Here is a 16,616-nt window from a genome sequence, read left to right on the forward strand (position 1 = left end):
CGATGATCTACCCGCCGCCACCGGACCATACCGGCGACGTCAATGGCAGCGTCTCGCCTGCGGCCGGCCTAGTGTGCCGGGGAGGGGGCTTCGGGGGGACGGCCGGCGGCGTGACGGGCGTCGGCGAGGGCGACGGCGAGCAGTATGAGTCCGGCAACGACCGGAGAGGCTAGCGGCGGGGCGAAGTACAGGGGGATGGCGGCGACTGCCAGTGCGGCGACGGCGACGACGCGGCGGATGGAGAGCCGGTTGTACACGATGCGTTCCAGACGGATACGGCCGTAGAGGAACAGTGCCGGGCCGCCGAGGCTGGCGATGAGCCACGCGGGCTCAGGCGTGTCTCCCGGATGTTTCAGCACGGCCTCGAAGCCGACGGCGGTGGCGACGATGCCCAGCACCATGAGGACGTGGGCAGTGCCGGTGGCGCGGCCGGCGGCGTCCCTGTCCCCTGCGGCGGCGAGGGCGTCGGCGAGGATCTGCCCGGAGCGGTAGAAATAGATGCGCCACAGCAGCACTACTGACAGGAACGCCACCACCAGCAGCGCCGAGGTGGCCAGGCTGATCGGCTCGCTGGTGAATGTGGTGCCGACCGCGAGCACGGTTTCTCCGAGGGCGATCATCAGGAGCTGCTGGTAGCGCTCGGGCAGGTGGTGCTTGCTGTCCGTGGCCCACGCACTGACCGGCGGTTCGGGCGTTCCCGGTGCCGGCCAGCGCAGCTGCGCGGCGACGATGTCCACGGTCACGGCGGCCCCCCACAGGGCGGCGCGGGCGGCGCCGCTGACGGCGGCGCCGGCGAAGAAGATCCCCGCCGAGACCGCGTGCCATGGCAGCGACCGGCGGTAGAGCTGTTGCAGGGGGTGCCCGCGCAGCGCGGGCATCAGGATGAGTGGCCGGCCCAGCTGCAGGATCACGTACGGCAGCACGAACGCCAACCCGCGGCCGACGAACGCGGACGGCAGCGACGACGACATGACCAGCAGTCCGAAGGCGCTGGCCAGGACGATCCACTGGATCTTGCGGCGGCGAGGGTCGAACCAGCTGGTGATGTGCGCGGTCGTGATCCACAACCAGATCAGCGGCAGCGATAGCACGAGCAGGTAGGCCATCGCCCGCCACCGGGCGACAATGTCGGGGCTGACCAGGTCCCGCGCGACCCGGTTGACCACCCCGGCCAGGGCGAACACCAACACCAGGTCGACGAACAGCTCCAGAAAGTTGGCCTGCCGCACGTCCTCGCGACGCTGCAACAGGTCCTGACCCTCTCCACCGCCTTCCCGCAGTCCCACCCGCTCATCGTCGCCGGACACAACCCCGGCACACCGACGGTTGGACGTCGTACACCCGGAGGGATGCGCACGACAAGGCCACCCAGGCGGGCATCTCCGTCCATCCGGTCAATGAACGCGGCACCTCCGCCACCGCCCCGGCTGCCTGCGGCGGGCACCGAAGCCCCGCCGCCCATCCCAGGTGACGCGGGGATCAGTTGGCCTGCGGAGGCCCGCCCCACCACCACCCGGTGGTCAGGATGCGTGCCATGGGGTGACGAACCCGTACTCAGGTGGTGGCGCGACTATGAGAAGCCCGTTCCGCCCGGGTCGGCCTCGCGGTTTTCGGGGGAGCCAGTCTCCGCTTCCGCGGAGAGCGCCTGTCGCAGTTGGCGCCGTAGCGGCCGGCTGACCACGACCTCCACCACGGCGGTGACCAGGCAGGCCACGGCCAGCCACCCCAGCGCCTGGAGGGCGGAGATTCGGGCGGTGACGGGCAGCAGCGAGAGGAGCGCGACTGCTGCGGCGAGCCGGGGCCAGACCAGGGCGCGGGCTCTGCGGCTCAGCCGCCACTGGAATGCCGCGTGGGCCGCCAGGAACAGCGCGACCCCGCCGTAGAGGGCGTAGCGGCCGAGTGTGTCGAGCGGATCACCACGGTGGTAGGCGTTGATGTCTCCGACCAGTGATGGGGTGTGCTTGAGGCCGACGGAGAGCAGCATGATGCCGGCGATCATCGGTAGGTGCAGATAGGTGTAGCCGTCCCGGGCGAGGGCCACCCGGCGGGCCGGTTGGGCCCCGCGTATGGCGTGTTCCCCGGTCAGCGTGGAGAGGTCGAAATAGATCCACTCCAGCGCGCCGGCGACGAGGACCGCGAACGCGGAGGCGATGAGCAGGCCCGGTGTGTTGGGCAGGTCGGTGCCAGCGATGCCGATGGCGACCAGGACCTCGCCGAGGGCCACGATGATGATCAGATTGTGCCGTTCCGCCCAGTGCCGGGCGGAAAAGATGGCCCGTGCTGGAATCGGTAGCGCCATGCCGAAGCCGTAGTCGATGGCCACGGCGATCCCCCAGAGCAGCACCTGGCCGAGCCTGACCCGCTCGGCAGGCAGGCCGGACGTGGGCAGCAGCACCGCGGCCAGCAACAGGCCGGTGGCGACGCTCAACGGCACGGTGAGTGCGGTAACGTCGCGCCGGCGCAGTCCCGGCGTGGCGTACAGCCGCAGGGCCAGGTAGAACACGCGTACCAGGACGAAGAGGGTGACGAACAGCAGTCCGCTGTCGACTCCGCCTGGCAGGTCGTCGAACACCTCCCGGATGGTGACGGCCAGCAGGAACAGGACCGGCGTGGCGGTGAGGATCACCAGCCGCGACAGACCGTAGTTGGCCCTCACCCGGTTGCCCAGCCAGGCGAACAGCGACCACGACCACCACAGCAAGGTGAGCACCAGCAGCCCGTGGGCCACACCGAGCGCATTGTGCTCCGCGGTCATCAACGTGGTGACCTGGATGAACGCGAAGACGAACACCACGTCGAAGAACAGTTCGGCGGTAGTGACGTTGGTCTTCTCGGTGACCGGACGTAAGCCCCGGCGTAGCCGCTCCACGAGCGCCTCCGCGGTCATGCGTGGCCAGGACGCGCGAGCGAGTCCGAGGACCGACAGGACGACTTCTTCTCATCACCGCCACCAACGGGTGCCGGGTGGCTTCCTCGGGGCGGTGCCCAGGGCAAACCTTACGCCGGGTGGCGGCGGCCCGACGTGGGCCTGACGAAGTCGCCGGACATCCGACTTGGCGGCAGCGACCAGGCCGACCGGGATCGGCCGGCCCGCCCGAGCGGCGGGAGGGAGGCCCGCGCATCACCATCGGCGAGGCGACACTCCAGATTCGAGGTAGCACTGATCCGCGAACCGGGCGGAGCGGCCTAGGCTGCGAAAATCCGCCGCATCTCCCCGGGACCAAGGAGAAGTGATGCGCTTTCGCATTGTCGTCGGGCTGGTCCTCGCCGGCCTTGTCGGCCTCACCGGTCTCGGTGTGCTTGTCGTGACGGATCACCAGGCAGCGAGAACGCTTGACGATGCGGGGTACGTTCAGCAGTTGACGGTGCCGTCACCCCCCCGGATCGGATGACGAGGACCAGTGACAGGTGACTCCGATGAAAGGCGTTGGCGCCAAGGCCACCGATCCGGGTGGTCCTGACCGGCTGGAAGTTCTCGGTCGGGTCGAGGCGGCCGTACACGACGGGCGCTACGACGAGGCCCTGCGCCATCTCGCGGCGGTGCCGGCGGACGCGCCGTTGCCGGCGGCGCTGGCTTGGCGCCTCGGTGTGCTGCTGCACCAACGGGGGCGGTTCGACGCGGCCGAAGCCTGCTACCAACGCGCGGTACTGGACGCTGCCGACCACGGGCCGTCCGCGCTGGCGGACCGCGCCCAGGTGCTCGCCGGCCTGGCCGCGACCCGCTGGGCGAGGGGCGACCAGGCGCAGACCGGGCAACTCGCCGAGGAGGCGGTCCGCGTCGCGGAGCAGAGCGGGGACGACTCGGCGGTCGCGGCGGCGTACGTGGCGCAGGCGCTGGTCGCGTTCAGCGACGGCAACCGGGCCGACAACGAGTACGCGTATGCCCGGGCGCTCGCGGCGGCCGAGCGGGCCGGCGACTTCGGCCAGCAACTCCGGATCCGGTGCAACGTCGGTTCACGCCTGGTGGAGGAGGGGCGCTACCGGTCGGCCGTCGAAGAACTCCGGGAGGCGGTCCGGCTCGGCGAGCTGCTCGGGCACCAGACGCTGCTCGCATTGGCGTTGCACAACCGGGCGGAGGCCTGGTTGGGGCTGGGCGAGTTGCGCCGGGCGCGTAGCGACGCGGACGAGGCCGTGGCCCGGTGGCAGCAGGCCGGGTCGCCGCTGGCGGCCTTCGGGTTGGCGCTGGCCGCCCGGGTGCACCGGGTCCGTGGCGCTGCCCGCCAGGCGATGGTCGCCTACCAGGCGGCGCTGGCGATGGCAGAGCCGGACGGCAACGCCCAGGTGTTGGTCGAGGCGTGCGCGGGGCTCGCGCGGATCAGCTACGCGGACGATCCGGTGGCGGCCGAGCAGTACGCCGGGCGGGCCCTGGCCATGCCCAGCGCCGCCGGGCCCACCGTCGCCGAACTGGCCGCGGGCTGGGTCGCCCTCTGCTCCGGTGATCCGCAGGCCGCACTACGTTACGGCGAACAGGTCCGATCAGAGGCCGGCCGCCGTCGTGACGCCGCCGGCCTGGCCGAGGCCATGGAGCTCGCCGCGCTCGCCTCCCACCGGGCCGGCCCCGAGGTGGCGTCCGCCCGGGGGGTCCGCCGCCTCCTCGCCAGCCTGGTCGAGGCAGCGGCCATCTGGGCCGAACTCGGCAACGAGTTCGCCCTCGCCACCAACGCCCTGCTGCAGGCACGTCTCTCCGGCGACCAGCTGGCGGAGGAGGTGGCCTACGAGCGGCTGAAGCAGATCGGCGTGCAGGACGGCGCCTGGCAGGTCGCCGGCCCGTTGGCGTCGATCGGCCCGGCGCCCGTCCCCGCGGTCGAGGTGCAAACCCTGGGCCAGTTCACCGTACGGCTGGCCGGGGTGCCCGTGCCGGTGGGTAGCTGGCAGTCCCGCAAGGCGCGGGACCTGCTCAAGATGGTGATCGGGCAGCTCGGGAAGCCGGTCGCCCGGGAGGCCCTGGCCACCGCGCTGTGGCCGGAGGCCCGGATGGGCGTGGCGCTGCGCCGCCTGTCCGTCCTGATCTCGACCGTCCGGGGCGTACTCGATCCGGACCGGCAGCATCCGGCTGACCGCTACCTCGCCACCGACCCGGCCACCGTCCGGATCAACCCGGCGCACGTCGCGGTGGACGCGCTGCGCTTCTATGAAGCGGCCCGCGCGGCCATCGCGGCGGACGGCGCGAGCACGACGAAGGCCCGGCCGAGCGGCAGCCCAGATCCGGCAGAGGCCGCGGGCACCGATGGCGATGTCCGGCTGCTGAGCCGCCTCGAGGCGGTGGTGGCCCGGTACACCGGCGATCTCTGCGACGACGGCGAGGTCGTTGGAGACTGGGTGCAGCGCCCCCGTGCCGCCCTGGCCGACCTGCATCGCGAGGTGATCCACCGGCTGGCGAGGCGGTGCCTGAAACTGGGCCGCACGGAGGCGGCGATCGGCTGGTACCTGCGGCTCACCGTCGAGGACGGCTACGACGAGCCGGCCCACCTGGGGCTGATCGGCGCGTTGTCGGCCGCCGGGCGGCACGGCGAGGCGAGCCGCCGCTACCAGGATTACGTCGCGCGGATGCGTGAGATGGACGTCGAGCCAGCCGCCTTTCCACTCACCGAGCGGGTGCGCCCGTCCGCCTGAACAATTCCTGAACGACTCCCGAAGCCCGCCGATCAGACTGATCAAGTGGACGCCGCCGGCGTGTGCCGCGGGTCGTCCAGCGAGGGTGGACCTATGCGAGGCGCTCAGCTCGTTCTCGTCAGAGGGGGATCGATGACACGAATTCGGGGGAGTGTTGCCGCACTGGCGGTCGGGCTCCTGTTGGCGGGCTGCGGGCCCGACGACGCGGCACCGGCGGCGGGCGGTGCCGGCCCGGCTGGCAGCGCTGGTGCGACCGCTGCGGCCGACGGCGGGAAGGCGACCGCCCAGTCCGATGGCGGGGACGCGACAGGCCAGGGCAAGCCGGGTGGCGGCGACCGCTGGTGCGAGGCGGTGAAGGCCTTCACCGCCTCGATCGATCCGCTGTTCGCGCAGGGCGCGGCCGACAGGAAGGCCGATGTGGCCAGCGCGCACGCCCGGGTGAAGGATCTGAAGGCAGCGGCGCCGGCCGAGATCAAGACCCAGGTCGCGGCGCTCAGCGAATTTTACGACGCGGTCATCGACACCACGGGCAAGAGCATGGCCCAAGACCCGGCGGCCTACGCGCGCCTCAACCCGACCATGGCGAAGGTCAGGACGGCCCTGCCGCCGGTGTCGGAATACACGACGAAGCACTGCCCGGGGCTCGAGAAGTCGCTGGAACAGGTGGGCGTGTCGTGACCACACGGACGGGTGCCGGCCGGTGGCTGCTCGTGGTGCCGGCCACCGTGCTGCTGCTCACGGCGACAGGGTGCGGACGATCGGAGCAGCCGCGGGCGGCGAGCGCCGAGGGCCAACAGTCAGCGACCACTGCCACGACTCCAGGGGGAGACGCCGCGTCGTCCGCCCCGGCCGACAAGCCCGAACCGACTGCGTGCGACCTGGTGACCGATCAGGAGGCGGCCGCGCTGGCCCGGCTCAGGCTCGACCCGCACCAGGCCGGCCAACAGAGCTGCACCTGGACGGCACCGACCACCGGCCCGACCGGCCAGGTGGAGGTCTACGTGGGCGACGGGGCGAAGAAGATGCTCGACATCGAGCGCCAGCTGGGACACGAACTGGAGACGCTGTCCGGTATCGGTGACGAGGCGTACCTGGACACGCAGGCGAATGAGGTCTTCGTCCAGAAGACGGGCACGTGGGTCGCGATCCGCCTGGTGCTGCTCAACGACCCGAAGGAGAACCACAAGCCGTTGCAGGACCTGATCCAGGTGGTGGCTGGCCGGTTGTGAGCGGGGCGGGAGCGGACATGCGTAGGCGTGCACGGATGGCGGCCGGGCTGGTCGTCGTCCTGCTGATCGCCGGTTGCGGAAAGGTCGGCCTCGGCGGATCCGATCCGACCGACGACCGGTACGGGTACGGCCCGAAGCCGGACAGGTCCGTGGTCTACCAGCCCGATGTGGTGCTCGTCGAGGGCGGCAGCAGGGTCATCCGGTCGGTGAGCAGGGACGGGTTCACCTACGTGATCGACGGCAACGCCCGGGGTGCCAAGGACGTGGCGCCCGGTAAGATCATGTTCGCCACGAGCGAGGCGGTCGGCCGGGTGGTGAAGGTCGAGCGGTCCGGCGGCGACAAGGCCGTCACCCTGGCCCCGGTGCGGCTGACCGATGTGGTGCGGGACGGCCATTTCACGTTCGACCAACCGCTCGACGCTGAGGCGCAGACCTTCGGCCTGCTGCCTGACCTGCTCGGCGAGGTCGTCGACGGGGCTCCGGCCGGGGCGGTCGTTCCAGACGCCGGGCAGGCGACCGGGCTGGGGGTGAACGCGATCGGCGCGGGCGACGTCCGGCTCGCCGTGCCCCCGATCGTCTTCGCCCCGGCGCCCGAGCCGGGTGCGCGCGGGGCCAAGAGCATCAACCGGAAGGTCGGCGACTGGGACATCGAGGCGTACAAGGACAAGTCGAAGATGGGGCTGACCGCCTCGCACTCGACGGCCGTGCAGCGTCTCAAGGTCGACTTCGACATCCAACTGCTGCTCCGAAACCTCCGGGCGTGGGGGGACATCCGGGTGACCAACGGCGTGATCCCCCACCCGCAGTTCCGGATCGACGGAGTCGAGGGGCTCGCCATCACCATCGCCGCCGGCGCCGAGGGTGGGTTGGCGGACAACAAGAAGGTCAAGATCGAGCTGCCCATCGAGGTGAAGCAGCCCATCATCATCGGCGGATTCCCGGCGACCCTCAAGCAGACGTTCAAGTTTCTCGTCAGCACCGGGTTCTCGGCGAAGAACGGCAACATCAAGGCCACCGGCAAGTGGGGCCTCGACGGACCCATCGGATACGTCCAATCGAGTGTCCTGACGCCGGCCTTCTCCGTGCAGGAGAGCATCGTGAAGTCCATCCGTGGCGTTTCGATCGGTGTCGAGGGCATCGTCGTGGCCGCGGAGTTCCGTTTCGGGTTCCTGCTCGGCCTGCCGGTTGCGGGTGCCGGACCGTTCGTCGGCATCGTTGCGTCGGTCGGGGTGACCAACGGATCGGCGGCCGGCCGGATCGGCTTGCCGCTGCCCGTCGGGCCGGGGGTGAAATGCCGAGGATCCACGCTCGTCCTGACCGTACGGGCCGGTGAGGGCATCAGCCTGTCGGAGCCGCTGGTCAAGGCGATCGAGCAGGTGTTGGGGGTCGGCATTCCCCAGGAGGCCGACTTCATCAAGAAGGACATCGTCAACCGGACCGTCGTGGAGCCCGACGTGCCGCTGTGCCGGGACTGATCGGGCCCGGAGTTCGGCTGGCATCGCGCGAAGCGCGGGGCCTGCGGACGTCTCTGACCATCACCCCCCGGCGCGGCTGTGCCGCCGCCCCGGGGGGCGGTGTTTGGCTCAGAAGTCGTCGTCGAAGGTGACCGCCCCGCTCACCCCGACCTGATAGGCCGAGACCCGGCGCTCGAAGAAGTTGGACAACTCCTGCACGTCCTGCAGCTCCATGAAGGCGAACGGGTTGGTCGACCCGTACACCGGTTCGATGCCGAGCTGGGCGAGCCGCCGGTCAGCGACGTGCTGGAGGTACTGGCGCATGTCTGCCAGGGTCAGACCAGGCACGCCCTGGCCGAGCAGGTCCTCGGCGAACTGCGCCTCGCAGTCGACGGCCTCGGCGAGCATCTGCCGGACCTGGTCGGCGAGGTCGTCATCGAACAGGTCCGGCTCCTCTCGGCGGACCGTGTCGACCACGTCGAAGGCGAACGCCATGTGCATCGACTCGTCGCGGAACACCCAGTTGGTGCCGGAGGCGAGACCGTGCAGCAGGCCGCGGGAGCGCAGGAAGTAGACGTAGGCGAACGCGCCGTAGAAGAACAGGCCCTCGATGCAGGCGGCGAAGCAGATCAGGTTGAGCAGGAACGCCCTCCGGTGCTGCTTGCTCCGTAGCTCGCGTAGGTCCTGCAGGGAGTCGATCCACCGGAAGCAGAACTCGGCCTTGCGCCGGATCGACGGGATGTTCTCGATGGCGGCGAACGCGGCGGCCCGTTCGGTCTCGTCGGGTACGTAGGTGTCGAGGAGGTTGAGGTAGAACTGGACGTGCACCGCCTCCTCGAACAGCTGCCGGGACAGGTAGAGGCGGCCTTCCGGGCTGTTGACGTGCTGGTAGAGGTTCAGCACGAGGTTGTTGGCGACGATCGTGTCGCCGGTGGCGAAGAACGCGACGAGCCGGCTGACCAGGTGCCGCTCGGCGGGGGAGAGCCGGTCGAGGTCGGTCAGGTCGGCGTGCAGGTCGACCTCCTCGACCGTCCAGGTGTTGCGGATGGCGTCGCGGAAGCGGTCGAAGAAGTGCGGGTAGCGCATCGGGCGGAGGTTCAGGTCCATCCCGGGGTCGAGCAGCATCGGTGTGGTCTCCGTGGTGGTGTCGGTCGGGGTGGTCACTGGCAGGCCTCGCACGCCTCGGGGTTCTCCAGCGAGCAGGCCAGCGCCTCCGCGTCGAGGCTCACCGGTGGTACGACGGCGGACACGGTGGCCTGCTGGATGCGGGTGGCCGGTCGGGACCGCAGGTAGTAGGTCGTCTTCAACCCGCTCTTCCAGGCGTACAGGTACATCGAGGAGAGCTTGCCGATGGTCGGCGTGGCCAGGAACAGGTTCAGCGACTGGGACTGGTCGATGAAGGGTGCGCGGGCGGCGGCCAGGTCGATCAGCGCCCGTTGCGGCAGCTCCCATGCGGTGCGGAACAGCTCCCGCACCTCCGCCGGCAGCTCCGCGACATGCTGGACCGACCCGTCGGCGCGCTTGATCGCCGCCCGGATCTGCTCGGTCCACAGCCCGCGAGTCTTGAGCTCGGCGACCAGGGCGGTGTTGACCTGGAGGAACTCCCCGGACAGGGTCTCGCGTTTGAACAGGTTGGACACCTGCGGCTCGATGCACTCGTAGCAGCCGGCGATCGAGGCGATGGTGGCGGTCGGGGCGATCGCGACCAGCAGTGAGTTGCGCAGCCCGTGCGCGGCCACCCGGTCCCGCAGGGCGTCCCAGCGCGCGGTCTGGCTGCCGGTGACGCCCCACAGGTCCGGTTGCAGCTGCCCGCGTGCCGCCCGGGTCTGCGCGAAGGCGGGGTGCGGGCCGTGCCGTTCGGCGAGGTCGGCGGAGGTCTCCAGGGCGGTCAGGTAGAGCTCTTCGCTGATCCGGGTGGACAGCTCCCGGGCGGCGGGGGAGTCGAACGGCAGCCGCAATGCGAAGAACACGTCCTGCAGGCCCATCATGCCGAGGCCGACCGGCCGCCAGCGGGGGTTGCTCGTCGCCGCCTGCGGGGTGGGGTAGTAGTTGATGTCGATCACCCGGTCGAGGAAGGTGACCGCGGTGCGGACGGTGTGCCGCAGCCGCTCCCAGTCCAGGTCGTCCCCGGCCAGGTGGGCGGCGAGATTCACCGAGCCTAGGTTGCACACCGCGGTCTCGGCGTCGCTGGAGACCTCGATGATCTCGGTGCACAGGTTCGACAGGTGCACCACGTTGCCAGGCTCCGCGGACTGGTTGCAGAGCCGGTTGGCGGCGTCCTTGAACGTCATCCACCCGTTGCCGGTCTGCGCGAGGGTGCGCATCATCCGCCCGTACAGTTCCCGGGCCGGCACCTGCCGCACCCAGCGGCCCTGCGCCTCCGCGGCCCGGTACGCGGCGTCGAACTCCGCACCCCACAGGTCCGGCAGCTCCGGCACCTCGTCCGGGTCGAACAGCGACCACATTGCGTCCGCCTCCACGCGGCGCATGAACTCGTCCGGGATCCAGTTCGCCAGGTTCAGGTTGTGCGTACGCCGGGCGTCCTCGCCGGTGTTGTCCCGCAGCTGCAGGAACTCCTCGATGTCCGGGTGCCACGGCTCCAGATAGACGCAGGCGGCGCCCTTGCGCCGGCCGCCCTGGTTCACGGCGGCGACGCTGGCGTCGAGGGTCCGCAGCCACGGCACGATGCCGTTGGACCGTCCGTTGGTGCCACGGATCAGCGCCCCGCGGGAGCGGACCCGGGAGAACGCGATGCCGATGCCGCCGGCGAACTTGGACAGGTTGGCCACCTGCGCGTACCGCTGGTAGATGGAGTCCAGCTCGTCGCGGGGCGAGTCCACCAGGTAGCAGGACGACATCTGGGTGTGCCGGGTGCCGGAGTTGAACAACGTCGGCGAACTCGGCAGGTACGCCAGGCTGGACATCAGCCGGTAGAAGTCGATCGCCTCGGCCGGCGTGTGCGACAGGCCGCACGCCACCCGCAGCAGCCAGTACTGCGGCGTCTCCAGCACCAGCCGGCTGGTCGGGTGCCGCAGCAGGTACCGGTCGTAGACGGTGCGCAGCCCGAAATACTCGAACCCCAGGTTACCCGCGGGGTCGACCGCCTCGTCGAGGATGCGGGTGTGAGCGGCGACGAAGGCGGCGGTGTCGTCACCGATCAGCCCTTCGGTGTGGCCGCGCCGGATCGCCTGGCTGAACGAGCCGATGTCCTGCCCGCGTACCTCCTTGTCGACGTATCCGGCCAGCAGACGGGCGGCGAGCCGCGAGTACTGCGGCTCCTCGCCGATCAGCTCGGCCGCGGTCTGGATCGACAGCCGGTCCAACTCGTCCGTGCTCGCCCCGTCGTACAAACCGCTGATGGTGCGGGTCGCCACCCGCAGCGGGTCGATGTCGGTGAGGTCGGCGCTCCACCGTTCGACCGCCCGGACGATCCGGTTGACATCGACGGGTTCGAGGTCACCGTTGCGCTTGCGGACGTGCATCTGCACGCGCCGCTGCCCGGGCAGGGCGATATCGCCTGGTAGCCCGTCGGTGGTCGGGTGGACCTTGGTGCCTGTCACTACTCACTCCTCGCGAGCTCGAGACCGGATGGGCCTCGGCGCGCGGGGTGCAGACACCGAGGGACACGCGCCGGCATCGGCGGTGTCCCGTGGGCGTCGGCCGTCCCGCGCGGCCTCGGACCGTCACACGCCCGTCCGGGGCGTGCGACGCGCTGGCAGGTCTTCGGACTCGTGGGCACAACCGGCGGAACCGGTCGCCTACTGGCCGTCGCTTCCCAGGCCATCGGTGGCCCAGTGCTGATGACGGCGGTCGTTCCCACTCACCGCTGCGGGGCAGTCCCGGATTCCCACCGGGTTCCCTCTTGCCTCGACCGTCCCGTGAGAGGCGGCCGAACCAGCTGCGCCAGACACCATATATGGCCGTGCGGGTGCCTGGGCAACACCAGATGTCGCGTCGGCGTGTCAGCTACGTCTCACCTCGGGCCCGGCAGGGCGTCGGCCGTTCCGCCCGTTCGCCGTCCGGTGGGACGCCGCCGTGTCAGTCGTCGCCGACGGCGGCAGCCGGTGCGCCGAGTGTGATCGTCACGCTCGGGGCACCACGGGCGCGGTCCGTTTGTCCTCCTGGCCGCGTCCAAGTCGCGGCGTCGAGGAAGGTGAGCGCATGCTCGCTCCGATGCGGGCGGCGGCACCGGCGTTGATCGACTCGGTGGCTCTCCGCTATGCCACGTCTCGTAACCCCTGGACTCACCCCGTCATCCATAGCTACATCGAGACATTCGGATTTATCATAGTCGGGCTGGTCGCTCGGTTCAGGAGTGCGAAGCGGCAGTGCAGGTCCCTGGTGGATAAGCCGTCGTCCTTGGGAGGCATGCGTGCGATCCGATCCCGTAAGCAGAAGATTCCCGTGGCGGCGGGGCGCCGGCCGGATTCGACCGGTGCGGCTGTTGGCCGTGGCGCTGGCCGCTGTGTTGATGGTTCCGCCAGGTGCGGCTTCGGCCTCGGCCGACGGTACCGCTGGCGCCGCCGGGCCGGTGCCGGCATCGCTGAACGCGGGGGTCGGTGTGCCCGCGGGCACGATGGCCGTGGCAGCGTCTGCCGCCGCCACGGTCTGTGCCAAGGTGGCCGCCAAGGCCGGCTTCTCGTACACCGCGAACGTCAGCACCTCTGCGGGCAACGTCCGGCAGATCGTGGTCGCTGTGGCGGTCGCCATGGCCGAGTCGAGCTGCAACCCGTCGGCGACGGGCCAGAACCCCGGCTCGATCGACCGGGGCCTGTGGCAGATCAACAACTATTGGCACCCCGAGGTCAGTGACGCCTGCGCCTACCAGGTCCAGTGCAACGCCAACGCGGCGTGGAACATCTCCAACCACGGCAGCAACTGGACCCCGTGGTCGACCTACAACAACGGGGCATGGCGGAACTACCTGAACACTGCGCGCGACGCCATCACCGGGTTTTCGTTCCAGCTGAAGAGCCGGGGCGCCGGTACCTGCCTGGACGCCATCTCGTCCGACGTCCGCAACGGCGGGCGGATCGCCCAGTGGCCCTGCAACAGCAGCGACAGCTACCAGCAGTGGCGCGTGGTGGTCGGCGCGAACAACTACAACCCGGTGCTCCAGAACGTCGGTACCGGCACCTGCCTGGACGCCATCTCGTCCGACATCCGCAACGGCGGGGCGATCACCCAGTGGGCCTGCAACACCACCGGCGATCCCTACCAGCGGTGGTGGTTCTCGGGCAGCGGGCAGCTCAACACCAACGGCGACGCCAACGCCGGACTGCACAACGTCGGCACCGGGACCTGCCTGGACGCCGACGCATCGACCGCCGGCCAGAACGGGAACATCTTTCAGTGGGCCTGCTCCGGCAGCGACCTCTTCCAGCTGTGGAACTGACCACGTCACGACAGGCCCCGCGGGCTGGACTGCCCGCGGGGCCTGTCGCTTTGGTCGTGCTTCGGGCAACGCGTTCGGACTCGCCAACGACCCGGAATTCGGCCTGGTCGGGGGAGTCTTCGCCGGCATCGGTCAGTGGATCGTCACGGTTCCGGCTGCGGCGTCCACGGTGATGATCTGACCCGTGGAGATTTTCCGGGTCGCGTCCGGAACGCAGATGACGGCGGGGATGCCGTACTCCCGGGCCACGGTGGGGCCGTGGGCCATGACCGCACCGGTTTCGGTGACCAGCGCTCCGGCGGTGAGGAACAGTGGGGTCCATCCCGGGTCCGTGGTCGCGGTGACCAGGACGTCGCCGGGTTCGATGTGGGCGGTGCCCGGGTCGTGGACGACCCGGGCGGGGCCGGTCGCCCGGCCCGCTGCCGCCCCGACGCCCGTCAGCGCGCCAGCCGCGGTGGCCGGCGCCGGCAGCATCGCCTCCAGGTCGGTGCCGTCCGACAGCAGCGCCACCGGTACGGCCCGGCGGCGCGACTCCCGCTGGTGGACCGCTCTGCGGGAGGCGACCGTTCGCCGGTGGTCGACGTTCTGGTGCACCGCGTCGTGCACCTCGTCGAGGGTCAGGAACATGATGTCGCCGGGCTGATCGAGCAGCCCGCTGCCGGTCAGGTCAATGCCCACGGAGAGTAGTTGCCGCCGCATCTCCTGCAGCCGGTACAGACCGGCGAACTTGCCCGCCTCCCGCAGTCCGGCCAACGCCCGGGCACGGCGCAGCAGGAACCCGGCGAGACGCCCCCGCACCGGCCTGCGGCGGCGGGCGCGGGCGCCGAGCTCGTGGAGGGTGGCTTCCGCCGTGGCGGCCGCGCGTGCGAAGCGCCGGTCGGGTGCCTGCTCCGGATCGGTGACCCGTAGGTAGTTGGCGATCATGGTGAAGATCGGCGCCGGGTCTTCGTTCCAGCGCGGCACTCCGAGGTCGACCTCGGCGACGCCGCGGTGGCCGTAGGTGTCCAGGAACGCCGCCAGTCCGATGTCCGGGAGCGTCCCCTGCCGGTACCGCGCGGCCAACTCGTCGGGCGGCGTGTGCAGCAGCAACTGTCGGTGGTCGCCGGCGCGCTGGGTGAGCCGCCAGAGCGCGAGATCCATTTCGATGGTGACGTTGTGGGGCATCCCACCCAGTACGGCGTGGATCTCGTCCTCGCGAACGACGCCCTTGAGCAGGTGAGCCGGCAGCGCGGCCGCGAGCATGCCGGCCACGATGGGGGAGACGATGTCGGGTGGGCTGCTCGCCGCCTCCTGGGCCCGCACGAAGCGCAGCCGTTCGGCGGCGGCACGCAGACTGTCGGGCGCAGCGGACCGGAGTTTCAGCTGCTCGATGGCGTCGAACATCCGCGTCCGCGCCGCGTCGGGTCGGGCCAGCGCCCGCACGACCCCGACCACCAGCCGCACGGCCGCCCACAGGGACGCTCGATTCGACCCGTGTCGGCCCTCCGGACGGTCCTTGCCCGGAGCGAACCGCGGGTCCGCCAGGACCTGCTGCATGACCGCCTGGGCGCGCGGACCGAAGTCGACCGCCATGAGCTTGACCAGCCGCTTGCGGGTGGATCTGCGGCGCGCCAGGTCGGTCAGGTCGCCGTAGAGCCGCCCACCGATGTCGACGATCTCGGCCCTGATGCCGAGCGCGGCGAGCATCGCCGCGACCAGCGACTTCAGCGTGGACATGCCCATCGGCGTGACGGGCTGGACCATGCCCTGGACGTGGCCGAACTCCAGGTAGACGCGCGGAAGGGGTTTGTCGGTGTCCGGAGGGAGGGGGAAGAGTGTGGTGATTGGCCGCGACTGCAGCAGCCACATGGTCCCGTCCTCGTCGATCGCCCACTCCACGTCCTGCGGGCAGCCGAAGTGCCGCTGGAGGCGCTCGCCGACGGCCCGCAGCTCGGCCAGTTGGGCCCTCGCCAGGCAACCGGTGCCATCCTGGTCCGACCCGTTGAGGAGGTAGTGGTCGACGTCAGCTTGGCCGTCCACCACCGCCGTGCCGGGACCCGGCGCGGCGTCGACCATCATCTCCGTGCGGCAGCCGGTCAGTGGGTTCGCCGTGAACAGCACCCCCGACACCTGGGCGGCGACCATCCGTTGTACGACGACGGCCATCCGGACGGTGTCGTGATCGATGTGGTGGGCGTCGCGGTAGGCGACCGCGCGGGCGTTGTGCAGCGAACCCCAGCACTTCTCGATCGCAGCGATCAGTTCAGCGGTGCCGGTGACGTTGAGGACGCTGTCCTGCTGTCCGGCGAAGCTCGCGTCCGGCAGGTCCTCGGCCGTCGCGCTGGACCGCACCGCCACCGGGCCCGCACCGAGCCGCGCGTACGCGTCGACGATCTCCGCCTGCGGGATGACGCCCGACTGGTACGCCTCGGTGGTGACGCAGAACCCCGGCGGCACACGCTCGCCCCCGCGGATCAACTCGCCCAGGCCGGCCGCCTTGCCGCCCACCAGATCGATCATGTCGGCGGACGCCTCGGACAGCGGGATCACACGCATGGGACCCACCTTCTTCGCAATACGACTGCATTGCAAACCACCGTACCTCGTTGACAATGCAGTCGCAATGCCAGCGACCGCCCCGGCCTGGACGATGAGGCGGGGAACTGGCCGGGTCACCGGGACGCAATCGGACCTGAGGGCTGTCGCGCGTCCCTGTGTTGATCGATGGATGTCCCCCGCGTGCCGTGCCTGGACCTGCGGTACTGGTCGGACGTGGGCGAGCTGGGACGGTTGTCGCCGGATGGGCTGCTTCTCAGGCCGTTTGCTATGTTCTCCGGCCAATGCCATCCGATGCGGACGCTGACGACCTCGCCGACGGGATCGACCACCCGTTCGGCAACGAGGAAGGCGGCAGTGACGGCTGCACAGTCCCTTGTGGACCGCGCG

11 protein-coding genes and 1 riboswitch are annotated in these 16,616 nt (G+C 70.5%); of the genes, 6 read left to right on the forward strand and 5 right to left on the reverse strand.

Annotated features, from left to right (window positions below):
* Positions 1–68: 68 nt before the first annotated feature.
* Positions 69–1,286 (reverse strand): low temperature requirement protein A, encoded by a 1,218-nt coding sequence (locus ACFYML_RS32580; RefSeq protein WP_387424287.1) that lies wholly within the window; start codon positions 1,284–1,286, stop codon positions 69–71.
* A gap of 284 nt (positions 1,287–1,570) precedes the next feature.
* Complete coding sequence (locus tag ACFYML_RS32585; RefSeq protein WP_387424288.1) at positions 1,571–2,887, reverse strand: low temperature requirement protein A; 1,317 nt, start codon at positions 2,885–2,887, stop codon at positions 1,571–1,573.
* Positions 2,888–3,233: 346 nt separating this feature from the next.
* On the opposite strand from ACFYML_RS32585, the gene ACFYML_RS32590 reads away from it, so the two are divergent.
* The 5 genes from ACFYML_RS32590 (at position 3,234) to ACFYML_RS32610 (ending at position 8,317) form a co-directional block, all read left to right on the forward strand.
* Positions 3,234–3,392 carry a hypothetical protein gene (locus ACFYML_RS32590; RefSeq protein WP_387424289.1) on the forward strand — a complete coding sequence of 53 codons (159 nt, stop codon included), beginning with the start codon at positions 3,234–3,236 and terminating at the stop codon, positions 3,390–3,392.
* Positions 3,393–3,417: 25 nt separating this feature from the next.
* On the forward strand, positions 3,418–5,613 hold the full coding sequence (locus ACFYML_RS32595) for a BTAD domain-containing putative transcriptional regulator (RefSeq protein ID WP_387424290.1): 2,196 nt from the start codon (positions 3,418–3,420) through the stop codon (positions 5,611–5,613).
* 132 nt (positions 5,614–5,745) lie between these two features.
* Positions 5,746–6,291: a hypothetical protein gene (locus tag ACFYML_RS32600; protein WP_387424291.1), complete on the forward strand. Its 546-nt coding sequence runs from the start codon at positions 5,746–5,748 to the stop codon at positions 6,289–6,291.
* Positions 6,288–6,842 (forward strand): hypothetical protein, encoded by a 555-nt coding sequence (locus ACFYML_RS32605; protein ID WP_387424292.1) that lies wholly within the window; start codon positions 6,288–6,290, stop codon positions 6,840–6,842. The genes ACFYML_RS32600 and ACFYML_RS32605 overlap by 4 nt, the downstream gene beginning before the upstream one ends.
* Before the next feature lie 17 nt (positions 6,843–6,859).
* Positions 6,860–8,317 carry a hypothetical protein gene (locus ACFYML_RS32610; RefSeq protein ID WP_387424293.1) on the forward strand — a complete coding sequence of 486 codons (1,458 nt, stop codon included), beginning with the start codon at positions 6,860–6,862 and terminating at the stop codon, positions 8,315–8,317.
* Between the two features lie 108 nt (positions 8,318–8,425).
* On the opposite strand, the gene ACFYML_RS32615 is transcribed toward ACFYML_RS32610, so the two are convergent.
* Complete coding sequence (locus tag ACFYML_RS32615) at positions 8,426–9,421, reverse strand: ribonucleotide-diphosphate reductase subunit beta (protein WP_387424319.1); 996 nt, start codon at positions 9,419–9,421, stop codon at positions 8,426–8,428.
* A 35-nt stretch (positions 9,422–9,456) separates the two neighbouring features.
* Positions 9,457–11,856: a ribonucleoside-diphosphate reductase subunit alpha gene (locus ACFYML_RS32620; RefSeq protein WP_387424294.1), complete on the reverse strand. Its 2,400-nt coding sequence runs from the start codon at positions 11,854–11,856 to the stop codon at positions 9,457–9,459.
* A 136-nt stretch (positions 11,857–11,992) separates the two neighbouring features.
* A riboswitch (cobalamin riboswitch) is annotated at positions 11,993–12,210 on the reverse strand.
* A 668-nt stretch (positions 12,211–12,878) separates the two neighbouring features.
* Between ACFYML_RS32620 and ACFYML_RS32625 the strand changes: the two genes are divergently transcribed.
* Positions 12,879–13,691 (forward strand): RICIN domain-containing protein, encoded by an 813-nt coding sequence (locus ACFYML_RS32625; protein ID WP_387424295.1) that lies wholly within the window; start codon positions 12,879–12,881, stop codon positions 13,689–13,691.
* A gap of 132 nt (positions 13,692–13,823) precedes the next feature.
* Here ACFYML_RS32625 and ACFYML_RS32630 read toward each other — a convergent pair whose 3' ends face one another.
* Positions 13,824–16,226: a PEP/pyruvate-binding domain-containing protein gene (locus tag ACFYML_RS32630; protein WP_387424296.1), complete on the reverse strand. Its 2,403-nt coding sequence runs from the start codon at positions 16,224–16,226 to the stop codon at positions 13,824–13,826.
* Positions 16,227–16,616: the final 390 nt, after the last annotated feature.

It is taken from the genome of Micromonospora sp. NPDC007230 (assembly GCF_042869115.1).
Lineage (GTDB): Bacteria > Actinomycetota > Actinomycetes > Mycobacteriales > Micromonosporaceae > Micromonospora.

Coding starts and splice junctions, on each gene's coding strand:
- ACFYML_RS32615 (WP_387424319.1), bottom strand. CDS start 9,421: ATGCTGCTCGACCCCGGGATGGACCTGAACCTCCGCCCGATGCGCTAC.
- ACFYML_RS32590 (WP_387424289.1), top strand. CDS start 3,234: ATGCGCTTTCGCATTGTCGTCGGGCTGGTCCTCGCCGGCCTTGTCGGC.
- ACFYML_RS32630 (WP_387424296.1), bottom strand. CDS start 16,226: ATGCGTGTGATCCCGCTGTCCGAGGCGTCCGCCGACATGATCGATCTG.
- ACFYML_RS32600 (WP_387424291.1), top strand. CDS start 5,746: ATGACACGAATTCGGGGGAGTGTTGCCGCACTGGCGGTCGGGCTCCTG.
- ACFYML_RS32595 (WP_387424290.1), top strand. CDS start 3,418: ATGAAAGGCGTTGGCGCCAAGGCCACCGATCCGGGTGGTCCTGACCGG.
- ACFYML_RS32610 (WP_387424293.1), top strand. CDS start 6,860: ATGCGTAGGCGTGCACGGATGGCGGCCGGGCTGGTCGTCGTCCTGCTG.
- ACFYML_RS32585 (WP_387424288.1), bottom strand. CDS start 2,887: ATGACCGCGGAGGCGCTCGTGGAGCGGCTACGCCGGGGCTTACGTCCG.